Source organism: Kitasatospora sp. NPDC001132 (assembly GCF_053598415.1).
In genome coordinates this window covers 315,087-331,045 of sequence record NZ_JBSFKF010000004.1, presented here as the reverse complement: position 1 = coordinate 331,045, position 15,959 = coordinate 315,087, and the positions used below count along the sequence as shown (strand labels likewise).

The following is a 15,959-nucleotide window of genomic DNA, read 5'->3' as shown; positions in this document are numbered from 1 at the left end:
GCCCGGAACCGTCAGGCCCGGAACCGTCAGGCCCGGAACCGTCAGGCCCGGAAACGTCAGGCCCAGAACGCGGCCAGCGCCTCGGCGGTAGCGGCCGGCTGCTCGGCGTTGGGGGAGTGGCCGGCGTCCGCGACTACCACCCGGCGGGCGCCCAGGCGCTCGGCCATCGCGGTCTGCTCCGGCACCGGCCAGGCGTAGTCCCGCACCCCGGACAGCACCAGCACCGGCAGCCCGGCGGTGGCGGCGGCCAGCTCCGCCACCCGGTCCGGCGCGGACACCAGGTGGCCGCCGGTGACGGACAGCGCCCGCGGCACGTTGGCCAGCCAACGCCGGTGCAGGAACTCCGCGACGGCCGGCTCCAGGCTCGGCCGCGGCTGCCCGCTTCCCGCCTCCAGCTGCCGCATCATCTGCCAGATCTGCTCCAGGTCCATCACCCGCAGGGCGTCCAGCAGCAGCTCGGTGCGGGCCGCCTCGGCCGGGTCGATCGCGCCCGGGCCGGTGGACACCAGCGTCAGCGACCGCCAGGGCAGCGGGCCCTCGGCCGCCGCGGCGAGCACCGCCTCGCGCACCACCTGGCCGCCGAAGGAGTGCCCCAGCAGGTGCGGCGGGGTGCCGTCGGCCGCCAGCGCCTCGGTGAGCGCCCGCACGTCCGCCCCGAGCGCCCCGACGCCGTACGCCGCCGGGTCGTCCGGGCCGCCGGTCTGGTACTGCCCGCGCTGGTCCACGGCCGTCACCCGGTACCCGGCGGCCGCCAGCGGCGCCAGCAGCGCGATGAAGTCCTCCTTGCTGCCGGTGAACCCCGGCACCAGCAGCGCCGAGCCGCGCACCGGCCCGGCCGGCTCCGCCCGCAGCGCCGCGAACTCCCCGCGCCCGGTCGCCACCCGCTCGGCCCGCGCGCACCCGGGCAGCGTCAGAAACGGCGGCGTGCTCATGGGCTGTACTCCCTGCTGTCCTGCCGGTGACCTGCTGTCCTTCGGGCGACTCCCCGACGCCCCGAGCTTAGGGCGTGGAACGCCCGAGGGGGCGCGCCGGCCGGGTGGCCTGGCGCGCCCCCTCGGGGGAGGCGCGGAGGTGTCAGCTCTCCGGGGTGGCCTCCACGGGCGCGGCGGCCTTGCGGGTCCGGGTGCGCTTGCGCGGGGCCGGGGCCTCGGCGGCGGTCTCGGCGGCCGGGGCCTCCGGGGCGGTCTCGGCGACGGCCTTCGGCTTGCGGGCCCGGGTGGCCTTCTTGGCCGGGGCAGGAGCCTCGGCGGCCGGAGCCGCCTCGACGGCCTCCGCCGCGGCCTCGGCCTTCGGCTTGCGGGTGCGGGTGGCCTTCTTGGCCGGGGCCGGGGCCTCGGCGGCGGCCTCGACGACCGCCTCGGCCTCGGCCATGACGGCCTCCGCCTTGGGCTTGCGGGTCCGGGTGCGGGTCGCCTTCTTGGCGGGGGCCGGGGCCTCGGCGGCCTCGGCGGTGGCCTGGGTGGCCTCGACGACGGCGGCGGCCTCGACGACCGCCTCGGCCTCGGCCACGACGGCCTCCGCCTTCGGCTTGCGGGTCCGGGTGCGGGTCGCCTTCTTCGCCGGGGCCGGAGCCTCGGCGACCGCCTCGGCGGCGGCCTCGACGACCGCCACGGCCTCGGCCACGACGGCCTCGGCGACCGGAGTCGCCTCGACCGCCACCGCGGCCTCGACCGCGGCCGAGGAGGCACCACCGCGCGAGCGGCGGCGGCGACGGCGCGGCGCGGCCTCGCCCTCGGCGCCCTCGACGGCCGGAGCCGCCCCGGGGGTCTCGGTCACGGCCGCAGCTGCCTCGCCCTCGGCGCCGACCACCGAGCCCCGACGGGTGCGACGGCGCTCACGGGTGCGGCGCGGCTTCTGCTCCTCGGCCTCGGCCGGAGCGGCACCGGCGCCCGGACGGCCGGAGCCGCCCTGGCCGCCGCGCCCACCGCGACCGTTGCCGCGGCCCGAGCGGCCGCCGCGTCCACCGGTCTCCCCGAGGTCCTCGACCTCCTCCGCGCCCAGTCCGGCGCGGGTCCGCTCCGAGCGCGGCAGGATGCCCTTGGTGCCCGGCGCGATCTTCAGCAGCTCGTACAGGTGCGGCGAGGTGGAGTAGGTCTCCTCCGGGTCGTTGAACGACAGGTCCAGCGCCTTGTTGATCAGCTGCCAGCGCGGGATGTCGTCCCAGTCGACCAGGGTGACGGCGGTGCCGGAGGCGCCGGCCCGGCCGGTGCGGCCGATCCGGTGGAGGTAGGTCTTCTCGTCTTCGGGGCACTGGTAGTTGATGACGTGGGTGACGCCCTCGACGTCGATGCCGCGGGCCGCGACGTCGGTGCAGACCAGCACGTCGACCTTGCCGTTGCGGAAGGCCCGCAGGGCCTGCTCGCGGGCGCCCTGGCCGAGGTCGCCGTGGACCGCGCCGGCCGCGAAGCCGCGCTGGGTCAGCTGGTCGGAGACGTCGGCGGCGGTGCGCTTGGTGCGGCAGAAGATCATCGCCAGCCCGCGGCCCTCGGCCTGCAGGATGCGCGAGACCATCTCGACCTTGTCGAGCGAGTGCGCGCGGAAGATGTGCTGCTCGATGTTGGCGACGGTGGTGCCGGTGTCGTCCGGGGCGGTGGCCCGGATGTGGGTCGGCTGGCTCATGTACCGGCGGGCGAGGCTGATGACCTGGCCCGGCATGGTGGCCGAGAACAGCAGGGTCTGCCGCTTGGCCGGCAGCATGGTGATGATCTTCTCGACGTCGGGCAGGAAGCCCAGGTCGAGCATCTCGTCGGCCTCGTCCAGGACCAGCGCGCGGACCTTGGACAGGTTCAGCTTCTTCTGCCCGGCGAGGTCCAGCAGCCGGCCCGGGGTGCCGACCACGATGTCGACGCCCTTGGTGAGCGCCTCGACCTGCGGCTCGTACGCCCGGCCGCCGTAGACGGCCAGGACCCGCACGTTGCGGACCTTGCCGGCGGTCTGCAGGTCGTTGGTGACCTGGGTGCACAGCTCGCGGGTCGGGACGACGATCAGCGCCTGCGGGAAGTCGGTGAGCTGCTCCTCGGCGGCCCGGCCGGCGTCCACGTCGGCGCGCACGACGACCCGCTCGATCAGCGGGAGGCCGAAGCCGAGGGTCTTGCCGGTGCCGGTCTTGGCCTGGCCGATGACGTCGTGGCCGGTCAGCGCGACCGGGAGGGTCATCTCCTGGATGGGGAAGGGGTGGACGATGCCGACGGCCTCCAGGGCCTCGGCGGTCTCCGGGAGGATCCCCAGTTCCCGGAAGGTCGTCTTGATGGGTTCAGCGGTGGTGGACAGGGTGCTGCCTCTTCCGTGTGGAGGGGCCGAGAGCGAGCGGCGGGCGGGCAGCCGCGCGGCTGCCTACGGGCCTGGGCGGCCCTGGTACAGCTGCGCGGACGCACAACCGCGCCGGTCCCTGCGGCCGGCCGGTGCGCGCTGCCCTGGTGCGGGGCGCGTCGCCGGCGGCGTCGGGGAGGATTCCCGTGAGGGACCTGCGCGGGACCTCCGCCTCGGGGCGTGGTCTCGGCGGCCCTCGCTCGGCCACTGATGCGGTGCCAAGGCTTGAAGTCCAAGCCATGGTCGGAGCCGATCGGCTCTCCGACCGGGCATCCGCGTACGTGAGTACCCGTGCCACCGGTGCGGACACGTCCGGCTGGACGGTGCCGCTACGGAGGGTTCGCGCGGGGTACCGAGACGGCGGTGACACCATGCGAACACGACGGGCTCCGTACCACCATACAGTCAGGCGACGAGTCGAACACGTGACGCGTCTGACATTGCCCCCGGCAACTGCCACCGGAGCGGCCGGTACGGCCGGTCACCAGGCGTGCCCGGGCACGGGCGGCGGGGCGGGACTAAAGTTGCGGGTCATGGACACCAGTGGTGAGACGCAGGACGCGGCGGCCGGCTCGATCGGGGACTGGGCCGCGTGCTCGGCCGACCCCGGCTACCGGGCGGCCGTACTGGACCTGCTCGGCGCGCTCGCGTACGGCGAGCTGAGCGCCTTCGAGCGGCTCGCCGAGGACGCCAAGCTGGCGCCCGACCTCGCCGACAAGGCGGCGCTGGCCAGGATGGCCTCCGCCGAGTTCCAGCACTACCAGCGGCTGCACGACCGGCTCGCCGAGATCGGCGCCGACCCGCAGGAGGCGATGCGGCCCTTCGTCGAGCCGCTGGAGCTGTTCCACCGGATGACGGCGCCCTCGGACTGGCTTGAGGGCCTGGTCAAGGCCTACGTCGGCGACGCCATCGCCACCGACTTCTACCGCGAGGTGGCCGTCCGGCTGGACGACGACACCCGCGACCTGGTGCTGAGCGTCATGTCCGACACCGGCCACGCGCAGTTCGCGGTCGACAAGGTCCGCCAGGCGATCGAGGCCGACCCGCGGTCCGGCGGCCGGCTCGCCCTGTGGGGCCGGCGGCTGATGGGCGAGGCGCTCAGCCAGGCCCAGCGGGTGGTCGCCGAGCGCGACGCGCTGTCCAACCTGCTGGTCGGCGGCGTCCAGGTGCAGGGCTTCGACCTGGTCGAGGTCGGCAAGATGTTCAACCGGATCACCGAGGCGCACACCCGGCGGATGGCCGCCCTCGGCCTGGCGTCCTAGCCGCTACGGGCCCGCCCGCTCAGGCCGCCCGGTGCCGCCGCGACGTGCGGTGGGCGCCGGAGTGGTGCGGGTGGTGCCGGTGCGCCGGGGCGCGCCCGTCGGCGAGGTCCGGCCGGGCCAGCAGCGAGGTGAGCACGACCGCGGCCACCGCCGCGGCCACGACGGACACCGCGGGCTGGCGCCCGTCCACGCCGAAGTGCGCGACGACCCCGCCGACCAGCGCCGCCGCCAGCGCGGTGCCCAGCGTCAGGGCGCGGGAGGCCCGGAAGTACGCCGGCAGGGCCAGCAGGGCGACGCCGCCCGTGACCAGGCCGACGAGGGCGAAGGCGATCGACTCGACCAGCAAGGCTGCCTCCCGGGGGGAACGGGCGCGGTACGGCGAGGGTGCCGCTCCCTCCGCCGTACCCCGCCCGACCTGCCCGTACACGCGACGGTGCCCCGCTCCCTGGTGGGAACGGGGCACCGGACGATCCTGTGCGGCGGCGTCTCAGACGGTGCCGAAGCCGACCTTGCGGGCGGCCTGCTCGCCGATCTCCACGTACGCCAGGCGCTCGGCCGGAACGATGACGCGACGGCCGTGCTCGTCGGACAGCGCGAAGATCTTCTCCGAGCCCTCCAGCGCCTTCGCGACCGCGCTCTGGACCTCATCGGCAGTCTGCGAGCTCTCGATCACGATCTCGCGCGGCGCGTTCTGCACGCCGATCTTGACCTCCACGGCTTCCGTCCCTCCGGGGTTGCAGCCTCCACGCACGGGCACCGGACCGCCTGGGACAAGCGTTCGCGGCGACCGTGCCGTACGGCTTCACCATAGAGCACCGGATCCCCGGCCCGGCGAAGGTCGGCGGATCAGCCCTGGTGGGCGGTGCCCTCGCCGGGCTGCTCGCCCGCGTGCATCGGGAAGCCCTTCAGTCCGCGCCAGGACAGGCTGGCGACCAGCCGGACCGCCTCGTCGCGCGGGATCTCCAGGCCCTGCGAGAGCCAGTACCGGGCGGTGATCTGGGCCAGGCCGCAGACGCCGGCGGCGAGCAGCTTGGACTCCGCCTCGGGCAGGTCGGTGTCCTCCTGGATCACCTTGCTGACCAGCGTCGCGCTCGCCTCGGAGGCCCGCTCGACCCGCTCGCGCACGGCCGGCTCGTTGGTCAGGTCCGACTCGAAGACCAGCCGGAAGGCACCGGACTCGCTGGAGACGTAGTTGAAGTACGCCTCCATGGTGTTGGCCACCCGCTGCTTGTTGTCGCTGGTCGTCGACAGCGCCTCGCGGGTCGACTCGACCAGGGCGTCGCAGTGCTTGTCCAGCAGCGCCAGGTACAGCTCCAGCTTTCCGGGGAAGTGCTGGTAGAGCACCGGCTTGCTCACCCCGGCGCGGTCGGCGATGTCGTCCATGGCGGCCGCGTGGTAGCCCTGCGCGACGAACACCTCCTGGGCGGCACCGAGCAGTTGTTCACGGCGGGCGCTTCGCGGCAGGCGGGCACCGCGCGGGCGCTCCTGCGCCTCCTGGATGGCCGTCACGGCGCTCCTCACTTCGGGGTCTGTTCGCGGCTGGCAAGATGGCCGATTCTACTTTTCGGTAACCGCGCCCGCGTTCGGCGAGGGCGTGAAAAGACGGTCGGCCTTGTTGTCAGGAGCCCACAATACGGCGCTGACCTCGGCCTCGGCAGTGGTGGGACGCGGGCGTCCGGCGGCCGGACCGCCCCGGTGCCTGCGGGGGGAGGCTCACTACCATCGTCCACCATGAGCAGCGCTGAGCAGCAGGTACGTACGGTCGAGGTCCCCGGCGCGGTGCTCGCGGTGCACCGCCCCGCCGCCGACGGCGCCGCCGACGGGCGCGAGCCCGGGCTCTTCGTGCACGGCCTCGGTGGCTCGGCCGCCAACTGGGGGGCCCTGATGGACCGGCTCTCCGGGCACGTCGACGGCGAGGCCGTGGACCTGCCCGGCTTCGGCCGCTCCCACCCGCCCACCGACGGCAACCTCACCGTCTCCGGCCACGTCCGCGCGGTGATCGGCTACCTGGAGGCCTCCGGCCGCGGCCCGGTCCACCTGTTCGGCAACTCGCTGGGCGGGGCGGTCGCCGTCCGGCTCGCGGCCCTGCGACCGGACCTGGTGCGCAGCCTCACCCTGGTCTCCCCGGCGCTGCCCGAGCTGCCCCCGCAGCGCTCCGCCTGGCCGACCGGCCTGCTCGCGGTGCCCGGGGTGCCGGCTCTGCTGCGCCGGCTGTCCGCGGGCGGGCGCGACGCCGAGGCCGCCACCGAGGACCTGCTGCGGCTGGTCTACGGCGACCCGGACGGTCTGAGCCCGGCGACCCGCGCCGAGGCGGTGGCCGAGTACCGGCGCCGGCTGGAGGTGCCGCACGCGATGCAGGCGCTCGTCGGCTCGGCCCGCGGCATCGTCTCGGCGTACACCGAGCGCGGCGACCAGGCGCTGTGGCGGCAGGCCGAGCAGGTCGCGGCGCCGGTGCTGCTGGTGTACGGGCTGCGCGACAAGCTGGTCTCCTACCGCTCGGCCCGCCGCGCCTGCGCGGCGTTCGCGGACGCCCGGCTGCTGGTGCTGCCCGAGTCCGGGCACGTGGCGATGATGGAGCACCCCGAGGAGGTCGCCCGGGCCGTGCGGGAGCTGATCGCCCACGCCGAGGGCTGAGCCCGGGGCCCGCCCGCGGGGCCGGGAACCCGCCCGGGCCGGGAACCCGCCCGGGGTCGGGCGCGCGCCGCGGCGGTCCGACCGCGCGCCCGGGCGGGCGCCACGCGGGCGGCCGCGCATACCGCCCGGTAACGCCCCGGTTCCGGTCGAGGTCACGTCAGTTCACTCGATCAGGTGGCAGGCAGGCAGGTGACCGATGGATCGGCCTGGGCCGGTCCTACCTTTCTGCTGTCGGACCGAACAGGTGTGGGGGCCCGCGGCCGCCGGAGGAACCGGAGGGCGGCCGCGGCCGAGGGGTCCCGGCGGGTCGGGCCCGACCCGCCGGAGCGAGCGGGCACCCGGGGGAACGGAACGCGGCGCGTCCGCGACCGGACCGCCGGCGGGCCGCACGGAGGCACCGCGGCGCCGGCCGGGGCCGACCGGACTCCCCGGCCCGACCCGTCCCCGCCACCCTGCGGGGGCCCGGGCCACCGCCCGGGCCACCCGGAAATCCGTCGATCCGTCCGTGATCCCGCCCAGCGAATCCGCTCTGCCCCGGAGGTCTCCCGTGCGCGTTGCCCTGCTCACCGAGGGTGCCCGTCCGCATTCCCGGCGTGGTACCGGGGACTGGTGCGACCGGCTCGCCGAGGGCCTGCCGGAGCACGGGTTCGAGCGCTACCTGCTCGCCGGTCCGCAGGCCCAGGACGCCGCGGAGCGGCCGTCGCCCGTGTGGCGCGGCACGTACGAGCTGGCGCCGTGGGGGGGCCGGCCGGGCGGACGGGCGGCGGGGCGTCTGCGCCGCCCGCCCCCGGCGCGCCGACCCCCGGACGCCGGGGGGGGGGGCGGCGGGGGGCGGGGGGGGGGCGCGGCCGGGGGGGGGGGGGGGGGGGGGGGGGGGGGGGGGGGGGGGGGGGGCGGGGCCCCCCCCCCCCCCGCGCCGCGCAGACGCCGGTACGCCGGGGCGTACGAACAACTGTTGCGGGCCCTGGTGCTGCCCGCCGAGCGGGCCGGCTTCGGGCCCGGGCTGTACCGGCTGGCGGCACTCGCCCGGGAGGACGGCGCGCTGCCCGCCTTCCTGGCCTCCGCGCACGCCCGCCGGCTACTGGAACGGACCTGGCGGCTGCCCGGCGCGGACACCTCGGCCGGGCGGCCGCCGGTGTGCGACGTGCTGGTCGCCGCAGACCTGTTGGAGCAGTGCCTGCGCCCGCTGTCGGCGCCCTGGTACGGCACCGGCCCCGGCGGCCTCGGCGCGGCCGACCTGTGCCACGTGGTCGGCGGCGGTCCGGCCGCGCTGCCCGCCCTGGTGGCCCGGCACCTGCACGGGGTGCCGTTCGTGGTCACCGAGCACGGCCCGCACCTGCGCGAGCAGTACCTCCGCCACCGCGAGGCGCCGTACCGGTGGCCGGTGCGCGCGCTGCTGCTGTCCTTCTTCCAGGCGCTCACCGAGGAGACGTACCGGCAGGCCGCGATACTCACCCCCGGCAGTGCCCACGACCAGCAGTGGCAGCGCCGCTGCGGCGCCGACCCGGCCCGTACCCGGGTGGTGTACGAGGGCACGCCGGCGGTGGACCGCCCGGCCGCCGGGCCCGAGCCCGCGGCGCCGACCCTGGTGTGGGCCGGCGCGCTGGAGCCCGGCCGGGACCCGGAGCTCGCGCTGCACGCCTTCGCCCGGGTCCGCGCCGAGCTGCCCGGCGCCCGGCTGCTGGTGTACGGCGAGGAGACGGCGCCCGGCCACCGGGCGCACTGCGCGGCGCTGGCCGAGCGGCTGGGGGCGGCTCCGGCGGTGGACTTCGCCGGCCGGCCCGGCTCGGTCGCCGAAGTCTGGGAGTCGGGCACGGTGGCGGTCTTCTCGGGACGGTCCCAGCGCAGCCCCCGGCTGCTGGCGGACGCGATGCTCAGCGGCCGGGCGGTGGTCTCCACGGACGTCGGGGTGGCCCGTGAGGTGGTCGGGCCGACCGGGCTGCTGGTGCCCGCCCGCGATCCGCGCGCCCTGGCCGGCGCCTGCCTGGCGCTGCTGCGCGACGAGGAGCGGCGCGGCCGGCTCGGGCTGGCCGGGCGGCTGCGGGCGCAGGAACGCTTCGCCGTGGAGCCGGTGATCGGCGCCTTCCGGGAGATCTACCTGGAGCTGGTCTCGCAGTACCCGGCCTTCCCCGACGGCGGGGGCGGCGGCGAGGACGGGCCGGTGCCGCGCCCCTTCGCCCGCCCCGCCGAGTACTGGCTGGCCGACGGCCCGCGCGGCGCCGGGCAGGCCCCCGCGCCGGGCGGGAGCGCGGACCCCGGCGGCCCGGGGGAGCCGGCCGGGCGGCGGTCGGCCGAACTCGCCGAGGCCGTCTGATGTCCGGCGCCACCCTGCTCGGCTGCAGCGCGGACCCGGTGCGCGAGGTGATGGCGGAGCACCGCGAGCTGTGCGAGCGTGCCGTCGACCCGCTGGAGATCGCCGCCGGGCTGGAGGAGGCCGGGCTCGGCCGGGACGCCGCCGCCCGCTGCCGGCACGCCGACCTGTTCTCGCTGGCCGAGGAGCTGTACGCCCGGGTGCCCCGCCGCCCGCCGGTGCCCGGGCCGGTGGAGCCGCCGCGGACGGGCGGGGCCGCCGCCAGGGCCGCGCTGACCGCAGCCGCGCTGGCCGCGCCGCCCTGCGCGGGGGCGGCCGCGCTCGGCCCGCGCTGGCCGGTGCTGCTGTGCGTCGCCGTCCCTCTGGTGCTGCTGCCCGCGCTGACCGCGCCGCCCCCGGCCGAGCCGGCCCCGCCGGGCGCCGGGCCCGGTCGCCGCGGCACCCGGCTCCGTCCGGCGGCGCTGGGCCACGGGCTGGGCCTGGCCGCGCTGCTGCTGCTCCCGCCGGCCGCGCCGGGCGGGGACCGCCCGTCGGCCGTCGCGCTGGCGGTGGCGGCGGCGGTGTCGGTCGGGGCGGCCGAGCGGACGGCCCGCTGGTACCGGCAGGTCGGCCGCGGCCACCTGGGCGCGGCGGGCACCCTGGCCGGGTTCCGGGCCCGGATGCGGCCGGTGCTCCCGGTCGCGCTGGCCCTGCACCTGGCGGTGCTCGGGGTGCTGAGCTTCACCGCGCTGGCCGTGCTGGCCGTCGTCGCGCCGCGCCCCGGACCGGGCCACGGCGGCGGGCTGCTGCACCTGGCGGTCGAGCGGGCCGGCCCCGCCCAGTGGGCGGCGCAGGGAGTGCTGGGCCTGCTGCTGGTGCTGCCAGTGCTGCTGGCGCGGTGCGGCCGGGCGACGGCCGCCGCGGCGGGGGCGTCGGCCGGGGCCGCCGCGGTGCTCGGGCCGCTCGCCCTGGGGCGCCCGGCCCCGGAGGCGTGGCTGCTCGGCGGCGGCACCGTCGCGGTGGCGCTGCTGGCGTACGCCGGGGCGGTGCTCGGCCGGGCCGGCTCGCACCGCTGAGCGGCGTCCGCGAGCGCCTGCGCCGGGCACGGCCGCCGAGGGCCGTCCGCCCGTTCCTTCGATCCACTCCGGGATCCACCGCGTGATCCCCGGTTTCGTCCCGTTCGTTGAACTCAGTCCGCCAGGTCGTCCCGAGCTGGCTTCGTGGAAGGACACCCCCGATGAGGGTGCTGCTGCTGGGCGCCGACGGCTTCATCGGCCGCCGGGTCACCGATCGTCTGCTGATGGACCAGGAGTTGCAGGTGACGGTGCTCGGCCGGCGCGACTCGGCCGACATCCGCTTCGACCTGACCACCGGGAGCCCGGGCGCGCTGGCCCGGTTCCTGGACGCGGTCGCGCCGCAGGTGGTGATCAACTGTGCGGGCGCCACCTACGGCAGCTCGCGCACCCTGATCCGGTCGAACACGCTGGCCGTCGCGACCGTCTGCGAGGCCATCCGGCGCAGCCGGGAGCCGGCCCGGCTGGTGCACGTCGGCTCGGCCGCCGAGTACGGGCCGGTGCCCGGCGGGGTGCCGGTGTCCGAGCAGGCCGAGCCGCGGCCGGTCGGCCCGTACGGGGTGTCCAAGCTGGCCGGGACGGAGCTGGTGCTGGCGTCCGGGCTGGACGCGGCGGTGCTGCGGGTGTTCGACGTGGTGGGCCCGGGGGCGCCGACCGCCTCGCTGTTCGGGCGGCTGGCCGAGGGCCTGCGGCGGGCGCTGGAGCGGGACGAGCACCAGGTGCGGATGCCGGACCTGTCCGGATACCGGGATTTCGTGGACGTGCGGGACGTCGCGCGGGCCATCCAGGCGGCCGCGGTGTCGGCCGCCACGGGGGTGGTCAACATCGGCAGCGGGCACGCCGTCCGGGCCCGGGACGCGGCCCAGCTGCTGGTGCGGGCCTCGGGCTTCGAGGGGCAGATCGTCGAGGAGAACCGGCAGGTCCTGCTGCCGGCGCAGGCCGTCGGGGCGGGCGGCGACCACCCGCCGGGCCACCACCTGCCCGGGCACCGGCCGGAGGGGCACCGGCCGGAGGGGCGGCCGGTGCCGGGCGAGCCGGTGCCGTGGCGGCAGGCGGACGTGCGCACCGCCAGGGACCGTCTCGGATGGCGGACGCAGGTGCCGCTGGAGGAGTCGCTGGGCGACGTCTGGCTGGAGACGGCCTGTCGGGTGTGAGCGCGCCGGGCAGTGCCCCGAGCCCGTCAACCACGGGCCCGGGGCGCCTTCCGGGGCCCCGTCGCGGGTTCCACGATCCGACGTGGCCCGTCTCGCCCATCGGACGGGCTGTCTCGGAATAGTGTCGGGGCGTGACACTGTTGGCCTAGACAGCCACCCGCGTGGCGGAGCGACAACCCCGCACCGAGGTTGGCCCTGGCCACCCGAACACGACCCATCGGAGTCCCCGTGTCGTTGCCACCCCTGGTCGAGCCGGCCGACGAGCTCACCGTCGACGAGGTCCGCCGGTACTCCCGCCACCTGATCATCCCGGACGTGGGCATGGCGGGGCAGAAGCGGCTGAAGAACGCCAAGGTGCTGTGCGTCGGCGCCGGCGGTCTCGGCTCGCCGGCCCTGCTGTACCTGGCCGCCGCCGGTGTCGGCACGCTGGGCATCGTCGAGTTCGACGTGGTCGACGAGTCGAACCTGCAGCGCCAGGTGATCCACGGCCAGTCGGACGTCGGCCGTTCCAAGGCCGAGTCGGCCCGCGACTCGGTCAAGGAGATCAACCCGTACGTGAACGTGGTGCTCCACGAGGAGCGCCTCGACAACTCCAACGTCATGGAGATCTTCTCCGGCTACGACCTGATCGTGGACGGCACCGACAACTTCGCCACCCGCTACCTGGTGAACGACGCCGCGGTGCTGCTCGGCAAGCCGTACGTGTGGGGCTCGATCTACCGCTTCGACGGCCAGGCCAGCGTCTTCTGGGCCGAGCACGGCCCGTGCTACCGCTGCCTCTACCCGGAGGCCCCGCCGCCGGGCATGGTCCCCTCCTGCGCCGAGGGCGGCGTGCTGGGCGTGCTGTGCGCGTCCATCGGCTCGATCCAGGTCAACGAGGCGATCAAGCTGCTGGCCGGCATCGGTGAGCCGCTGGTCGGCCGGCTGATGATCTACGACGCCCTGGAGATGAACTACCGCCAGGTGAAGGTCCGCAAGGACCCGAACTGCGCCGTCTGCGGGGAGAACCCGACGGTCACCGAGCTGATCGACTACGAGGCCTTCTGCGGCGTCGTGTCGGAGGAGGCGCAGGCCGCCGCCGCCGGCTCGACCATCACCTCGCAGCAGCTCAAGCAGTGGCAGGACGACAAGGAGGACATCTTCCTCATCGACGTCCGCGAGCCCGGCGAGTACGAGATCGTCAACATCCCCGGCGCGGTGCTGATCCCGAAGAACGAGTTCCTGATGGGCGACGCGCTGGAGAAGCTGCCGCAGGACCGGAAGATCGTGCTGCACTGCAAGTCGGGCGTGCGCTCGGCCGAGGTGCTGGCCGTGGTGAAGGCCGCCGGCTTCGGCAACGCCGTGCACCTGGGCGGCGGCGTGCTCGGCTGGGTGAACCAGATCGAGCCGCACAAGCCGGTCTACTAGGAGCGGAACGGAGAAGGGCCCGCCGGACGGCGGGCCCTTTCCCGTGTTCCGGGGCGGCTCAGAGCGCGTTCTTGCGCTGGAGCACGTTGTAGGCGATCCAGCCGGGGATCACCGGCAGCCAGAAGGTGAGCGCCCGGTAGAGGAAGACCGCCGGGGTGGCGACCGCGGGGGAGACGTCGGCGACGGTCAGGGCGCCGATCAGGGCGACCTCGACCGGGCCGATGCCGCCGGGGGTGGGGATCGCCGAGCCGGCCGCGTTGGCGGTCAGGAAGACCACCGCGACGGCCGAGAAGCTGACGTCCCCGCCGAAGGCCTGCACCGAGAAGTCCAGGCAGGCGGTGAAGGAGAGGGTCAGCAGCAGGATGCCGCCGAAGCCGGTGACCAGCTTGCTGGGCGTCTGCATCAGGTCGAGCATCCGCGGCACCACGCCGAAGAACAGCGAGCGCAGCCGGCCCAGCACGAACCGGCGCAGCGGCGCGACGGCGGCCACCACCAGGGCGAGCACGGCGGCGGACAGCACGCCGATGATCACCGCGCGGGAGGCGGAGAGGTCCCCGTTGGTCTGGCTGCCGGTGATCAGGCCGAAGCTGAACAGCAGCAGCAGGTGCCCGGCCAGGCCCGCCAGCTGGGAGGCGCCGACCGAGGCGACCGCCTGGCCGGAGCGGATGCCGGCCTTCTGCAGGTAGCGGGTGTTGAGCGCGATGCCGCCGATCGCGGCGGGGGCGACCAGCTTGACGAAGGAGCCGGCCAGCTGGGCGGCGACGGTGCGCCGGAACGGCAGCCGCTCGGGGACGAAGCCGGTCAGGCTCATCGAGGCGGCCACGTAGCTGAAGGCGGCGGCGAGCAGCGCGGCCGCGGCCCAGGCCCAGTTCATCTGGGAGAGCTTCAGCTGGGCCGGCTTGATGGTGGTCAGCGCCAGGTAGGCGGCGAAGGTGAGCGCGATGACCATGATCAGGGTCTTCGGCTTCAGCCGTTCCAGCTTGGCCGGGGCCATCGGGGCCTCGGGGGCGATCTGGAGGATCTGGCCGCGGATGCGGCTCAGCAGGTCCTCGCCGGCCGCCGCGATGTCCTCCTCCGCCTGCTGCTGGGTGCGCTCGCCGGCCGCGACCTGCTCCAGCGCCCTGGCCCGGGCGGCGGTCTTGCGCTCCTTGGTGAGCTTGGCGAGGTCGACCCGGGTGGAGCGGCTCATCCCGACCGGCTGGAGCAGCGGCAGCGCCTGCGCCACCCGGTCGGCGCCGAGCACCGCGTTGGCGGTGGCGACGGCCCGCTCCGGGCCGATCCGCAGCGCGAAGGTGGTGAGCAGCTGGGCGACGTCGATCCGCAGCGTCAGGTCGGTGGCGGCGATGTCGCCGCCGGAGAGGTTGACCAGGCAGCCGGACCGCTCGTCCACCACCAGCAGCGACTCGCCGGTGAGCCGGCGGTGGGCGATCCGGCGCTCGTGCAGGGCGGCCACCGACTGCCAGATCGAGGCCATCACCCGGTCGGTGACCTCCTCGTCGGCCAGCTCGTCCAGGGTGCGGCCCTCGACGTTCTCGTACACCAGGATCGCGGCGTCCGGGCCGAGCTCGGAGGTGGCGACCAGCTGCGGCGCGCGGGCGCCCGAGGCGGCCGCGGCGTACGCGATCAGGGCCTCCTGCTCCAGCGCCTGGCGCAGCGACTGGGGGCTGCGGCGCACCGCGACCGAGCGCAGCCGCAGCCGCCGCCAGGCCCGGTAGAAGAAGCCGGAGGCCTGCTGCTCGCGGTCGATGATGTGGACGTCCAGCTGGGGCCCGGCCTGCTGGGTGACGTGGTAGCGGCGGGTGCCGCCGGGGGCGTCGGGGGCGCGCACGGCGCCGGCCGGGGTGAAGCCGACCTTGCGCAGGCCGATCATCAGGTGCTGGCCGGTGGGCCGGATGTTGGGGGAGCCGATCGCGTACAGCGTGCCGTAGGCGACGGACCAGCCGATCAGCACGGTGAGCAGCAGCGACATCGGGGTGGTGTAGCCGCCGAGCAGCTCGGTGACGCCGCTGAAGACGACCACCACCCACAGGGCGACCCGCCAGCGCGGTCTGCTCGACATGCCGACGGCGGTCATGTAGGCGATCACCGGGGCGAGGTAGCCGTGCACCGGGTCGGTGAGGGTGCCGTTGCTGTCCATCGGCAGCCGGGTCAGCGCGTCCCTGATGTGCTCGGAGGCGCCCTCGGCCACCCACCAGTCGACGCCGAGCGAGACGCCGTACGCCAGCACCGAGGCGAGCACGCCGTCGGCGACCCGCAGGCCGTCGCGTTTGATCAGCCGCTCGACGGCGAAGGCCAGCGGCACGGCGAGCACCGCGACGCTGGAGAGCAGGCCGGTGATGGTGGAGAACACCGCGGAGAAGTGCGGCGCGTTGGAGGCGATGTCCTGCTCGATGCCGGTGGTGGTCGAGGTGGCGATGCCGGCCAGCACGAAGACGGCGACGATCCCGAGGACGCCGGCCAGGAATCGGATCAGGTCGGACGGGCGGTGCGCGCGGGCGGCGAGCAGCGGCTCGTCGACGTCCAGGTGCGGGGCGTCGTCCAGGGCCTCGTGGTCCTCGGGCGGGGCGGCGGGGGCCTGCGGGCCCCGCGCGGCCGCCGGCTCCGGGGCCGCGGTGGTCTCGACCGGGGGCGGGCCGGGCTGTCCGGGGGCCTTCGCTGGTGCGGGGGTCTTGATCGTCCGGTCCTTGATCAGGGAGACTTCCGGCGTCGGCCCCGGTTCGGGCCGGCCCTCGTTCTCGTTCCCGGGCGGCGGCACGGCGGTGGTGGACTCGTCGGAGTCCTTGTCCACGCCCACGTCAGCCGTCCCGGTCATCTGGTCTTGTCCTCGTAT

At 75.9% G+C, this 15,959-nt stretch carries 12 protein-coding genes; 6 read left to right on the top strand and 6 right to left on the bottom strand.

Annotated elements, in window-relative coordinates; all coding sequences use genetic code 11:
• Positions 1 to 56: 56 nt before the first annotated feature.
• Both ACWDBE_RS08355 and ACWDBE_RS08350 read right to left on the bottom strand, forming a co-directional pair.
• Positions 57 to 932: an alpha/beta fold hydrolase gene (locus ACWDBE_RS08355; RefSeq protein WP_449807537.1), complete on the bottom strand. Its 876-nt coding sequence runs from the start codon at positions 930 to 932 to the stop codon at positions 57 to 59.
• A gap of 142 nt (positions 933 to 1,074) precedes the next feature.
• On the bottom strand, positions 1,075 to 3,156 hold the full coding sequence (locus tag ACWDBE_RS08350; protein WP_449807536.1) for a DEAD/DEAH box helicase: 2,082 nt from the start codon (positions 3,154 to 3,156) through the stop codon (positions 1,075 to 1,077).
• Between the two features lie 686 nt (positions 3,157 to 3,842).
• Between ACWDBE_RS08350 and ACWDBE_RS08345 the strand changes: the two genes are divergently transcribed.
• Positions 3,843 to 4,571 (top strand): ferritin-like fold-containing protein, encoded by a 729-nt coding sequence (locus ACWDBE_RS08345; RefSeq protein WP_392873491.1) that lies wholly within the window; start codon positions 3,843 to 3,845, stop codon positions 4,569 to 4,571.
• A 19-nt stretch (positions 4,572 to 4,590) separates the two neighbouring features.
• On the opposite strand, the gene ACWDBE_RS08340 is transcribed toward ACWDBE_RS08345, so the two are convergent.
• The 3 genes from ACWDBE_RS08340 to ACWDBE_RS08330 all read right to left on the bottom strand — a co-directional run bounded on the left by ACWDBE_RS08340 (position 4,591) and on the right by ACWDBE_RS08330 (position 6,080).
• A complete protein-coding gene (locus ACWDBE_RS08340; protein WP_449807535.1) occupies positions 4,591 to 4,917 on the bottom strand; it encodes a hypothetical protein in 327 nt (108 codons plus the stop codon).
• Between the two features lie 141 nt (positions 4,918 to 5,058).
• A complete protein-coding gene (locus ACWDBE_RS08335; RefSeq protein ID WP_449790057.1) occupies positions 5,059 to 5,286 on the bottom strand; it encodes a DUF3107 domain-containing protein in 228 nt (75 codons plus the stop codon).
• 131 nt (positions 5,287 to 5,417) lie between these two features.
• The gene (locus tag ACWDBE_RS08330) at positions 5,418 to 6,080 is read right to left on the bottom strand and encodes a TetR/AcrR family transcriptional regulator (protein ID WP_449790056.1); all 663 of its coding nucleotides are present in this window, start codon (positions 6,078 to 6,080) and stop codon (positions 5,418 to 5,420) included.
• 222 nt (positions 6,081 to 6,302) lie between these two features.
• On the opposite strand from ACWDBE_RS08330, the gene ACWDBE_RS08325 reads away from it, so the two are divergent.
• The 5 genes from ACWDBE_RS08325 (at position 6,303) to moeZ (ending at position 13,129) form a co-directional block, all read left to right on the top strand.
• Positions 6,303 to 7,205, top strand: a complete 903-nt coding sequence (locus ACWDBE_RS08325) for an alpha/beta fold hydrolase (RefSeq protein WP_449790055.1) — start codon at positions 6,303 to 6,305, stop codon at positions 7,203 to 7,205.
• Positions 7,206 to 8,160: 955 nt separating this feature from the next.
• Positions 8,161 to 9,519 (top strand): glycosyltransferase, encoded by a 1,359-nt coding sequence (locus tag ACWDBE_RS08320; protein ID WP_449807534.1) that lies wholly within the window; start codon positions 8,161 to 8,163, stop codon positions 9,517 to 9,519.
• Positions 9,519 to 10,571, top strand: a complete 1,053-nt coding sequence (locus tag ACWDBE_RS08315) for a hypothetical protein (protein WP_449790053.1) — start codon at positions 9,519 to 9,521, stop codon at positions 10,569 to 10,571. Before ACWDBE_RS08320 ends, ACWDBE_RS08315 begins: the two co-directional genes overlap by 1 nt.
• Positions 10,572 to 10,732: 161 nt before the next feature.
• Positions 10,733 to 11,722, top strand: a complete 990-nt coding sequence (locus tag ACWDBE_RS08310) for an NAD-dependent epimerase/dehydratase family protein (protein WP_449807533.1) — start codon at positions 10,733 to 10,735, stop codon at positions 11,720 to 11,722.
• 228 nt (positions 11,723 to 11,950) lie between these two features.
• Positions 11,951 to 13,129, top strand: a complete 1,179-nt coding sequence (moeZ, locus tag ACWDBE_RS08305; RefSeq protein WP_449790052.1) for an adenylyltransferase/sulfurtransferase MoeZ — start codon at positions 11,951 to 11,953, stop codon at positions 13,127 to 13,129.
• Between the two features lie 58 nt (positions 13,130 to 13,187).
• Here the strand turns inward: moeZ and ACWDBE_RS08300 are convergent, their stop codons facing one another.
• Positions 13,188 to 15,941 (bottom strand): flippase-like domain-containing protein, encoded by a 2,754-nt coding sequence (locus ACWDBE_RS08300; RefSeq protein ID WP_449807532.1) that lies wholly within the window; start codon positions 15,939 to 15,941, stop codon positions 13,188 to 13,190.
• Positions 15,942 to 15,959: the final 18 nt, after the last annotated feature.

Coding starts and splice junctions, on each gene's coding strand:
- ACWDBE_RS08355 (WP_449807537.1), bottom strand. CDS start 932: ATGAGCACGCCGCCGTTTCTGACGCTGCCCGGGTGCGCGCGGGCCGAG.
- ACWDBE_RS08350 (WP_449807536.1), bottom strand. CDS start 3,156: ATGACCCTCCCGGTCGCGCTGACCGGCCACGACGTCATCGGCCAGGCC.
- ACWDBE_RS08345 (WP_392873491.1), top strand. CDS start 3,843: ATGGACACCAGTGGTGAGACGCAGGACGCGGCGGCCGGCTCGATCGGG.
- ACWDBE_RS08325 (WP_449790055.1), top strand. CDS start 6,303: ATGAGCAGCGCTGAGCAGCAGGTACGTACGGTCGAGGTCCCCGGCGCG.
- ACWDBE_RS08315 (WP_449790053.1), top strand. CDS start 9,519: ATGTCCGGCGCCACCCTGCTCGGCTGCAGCGCGGACCCGGTGCGCGAG.
- ACWDBE_RS08310 (WP_449807533.1), top strand. CDS start 10,733: ATGAGGGTGCTGCTGCTGGGCGCCGACGGCTTCATCGGCCGCCGGGTC.
- ACWDBE_RS08300 (WP_449807532.1), bottom strand. CDS start 15,941: ATGACCGGGACGGCTGACGTGGGCGTGGACAAGGACTCCGACGAGTCC.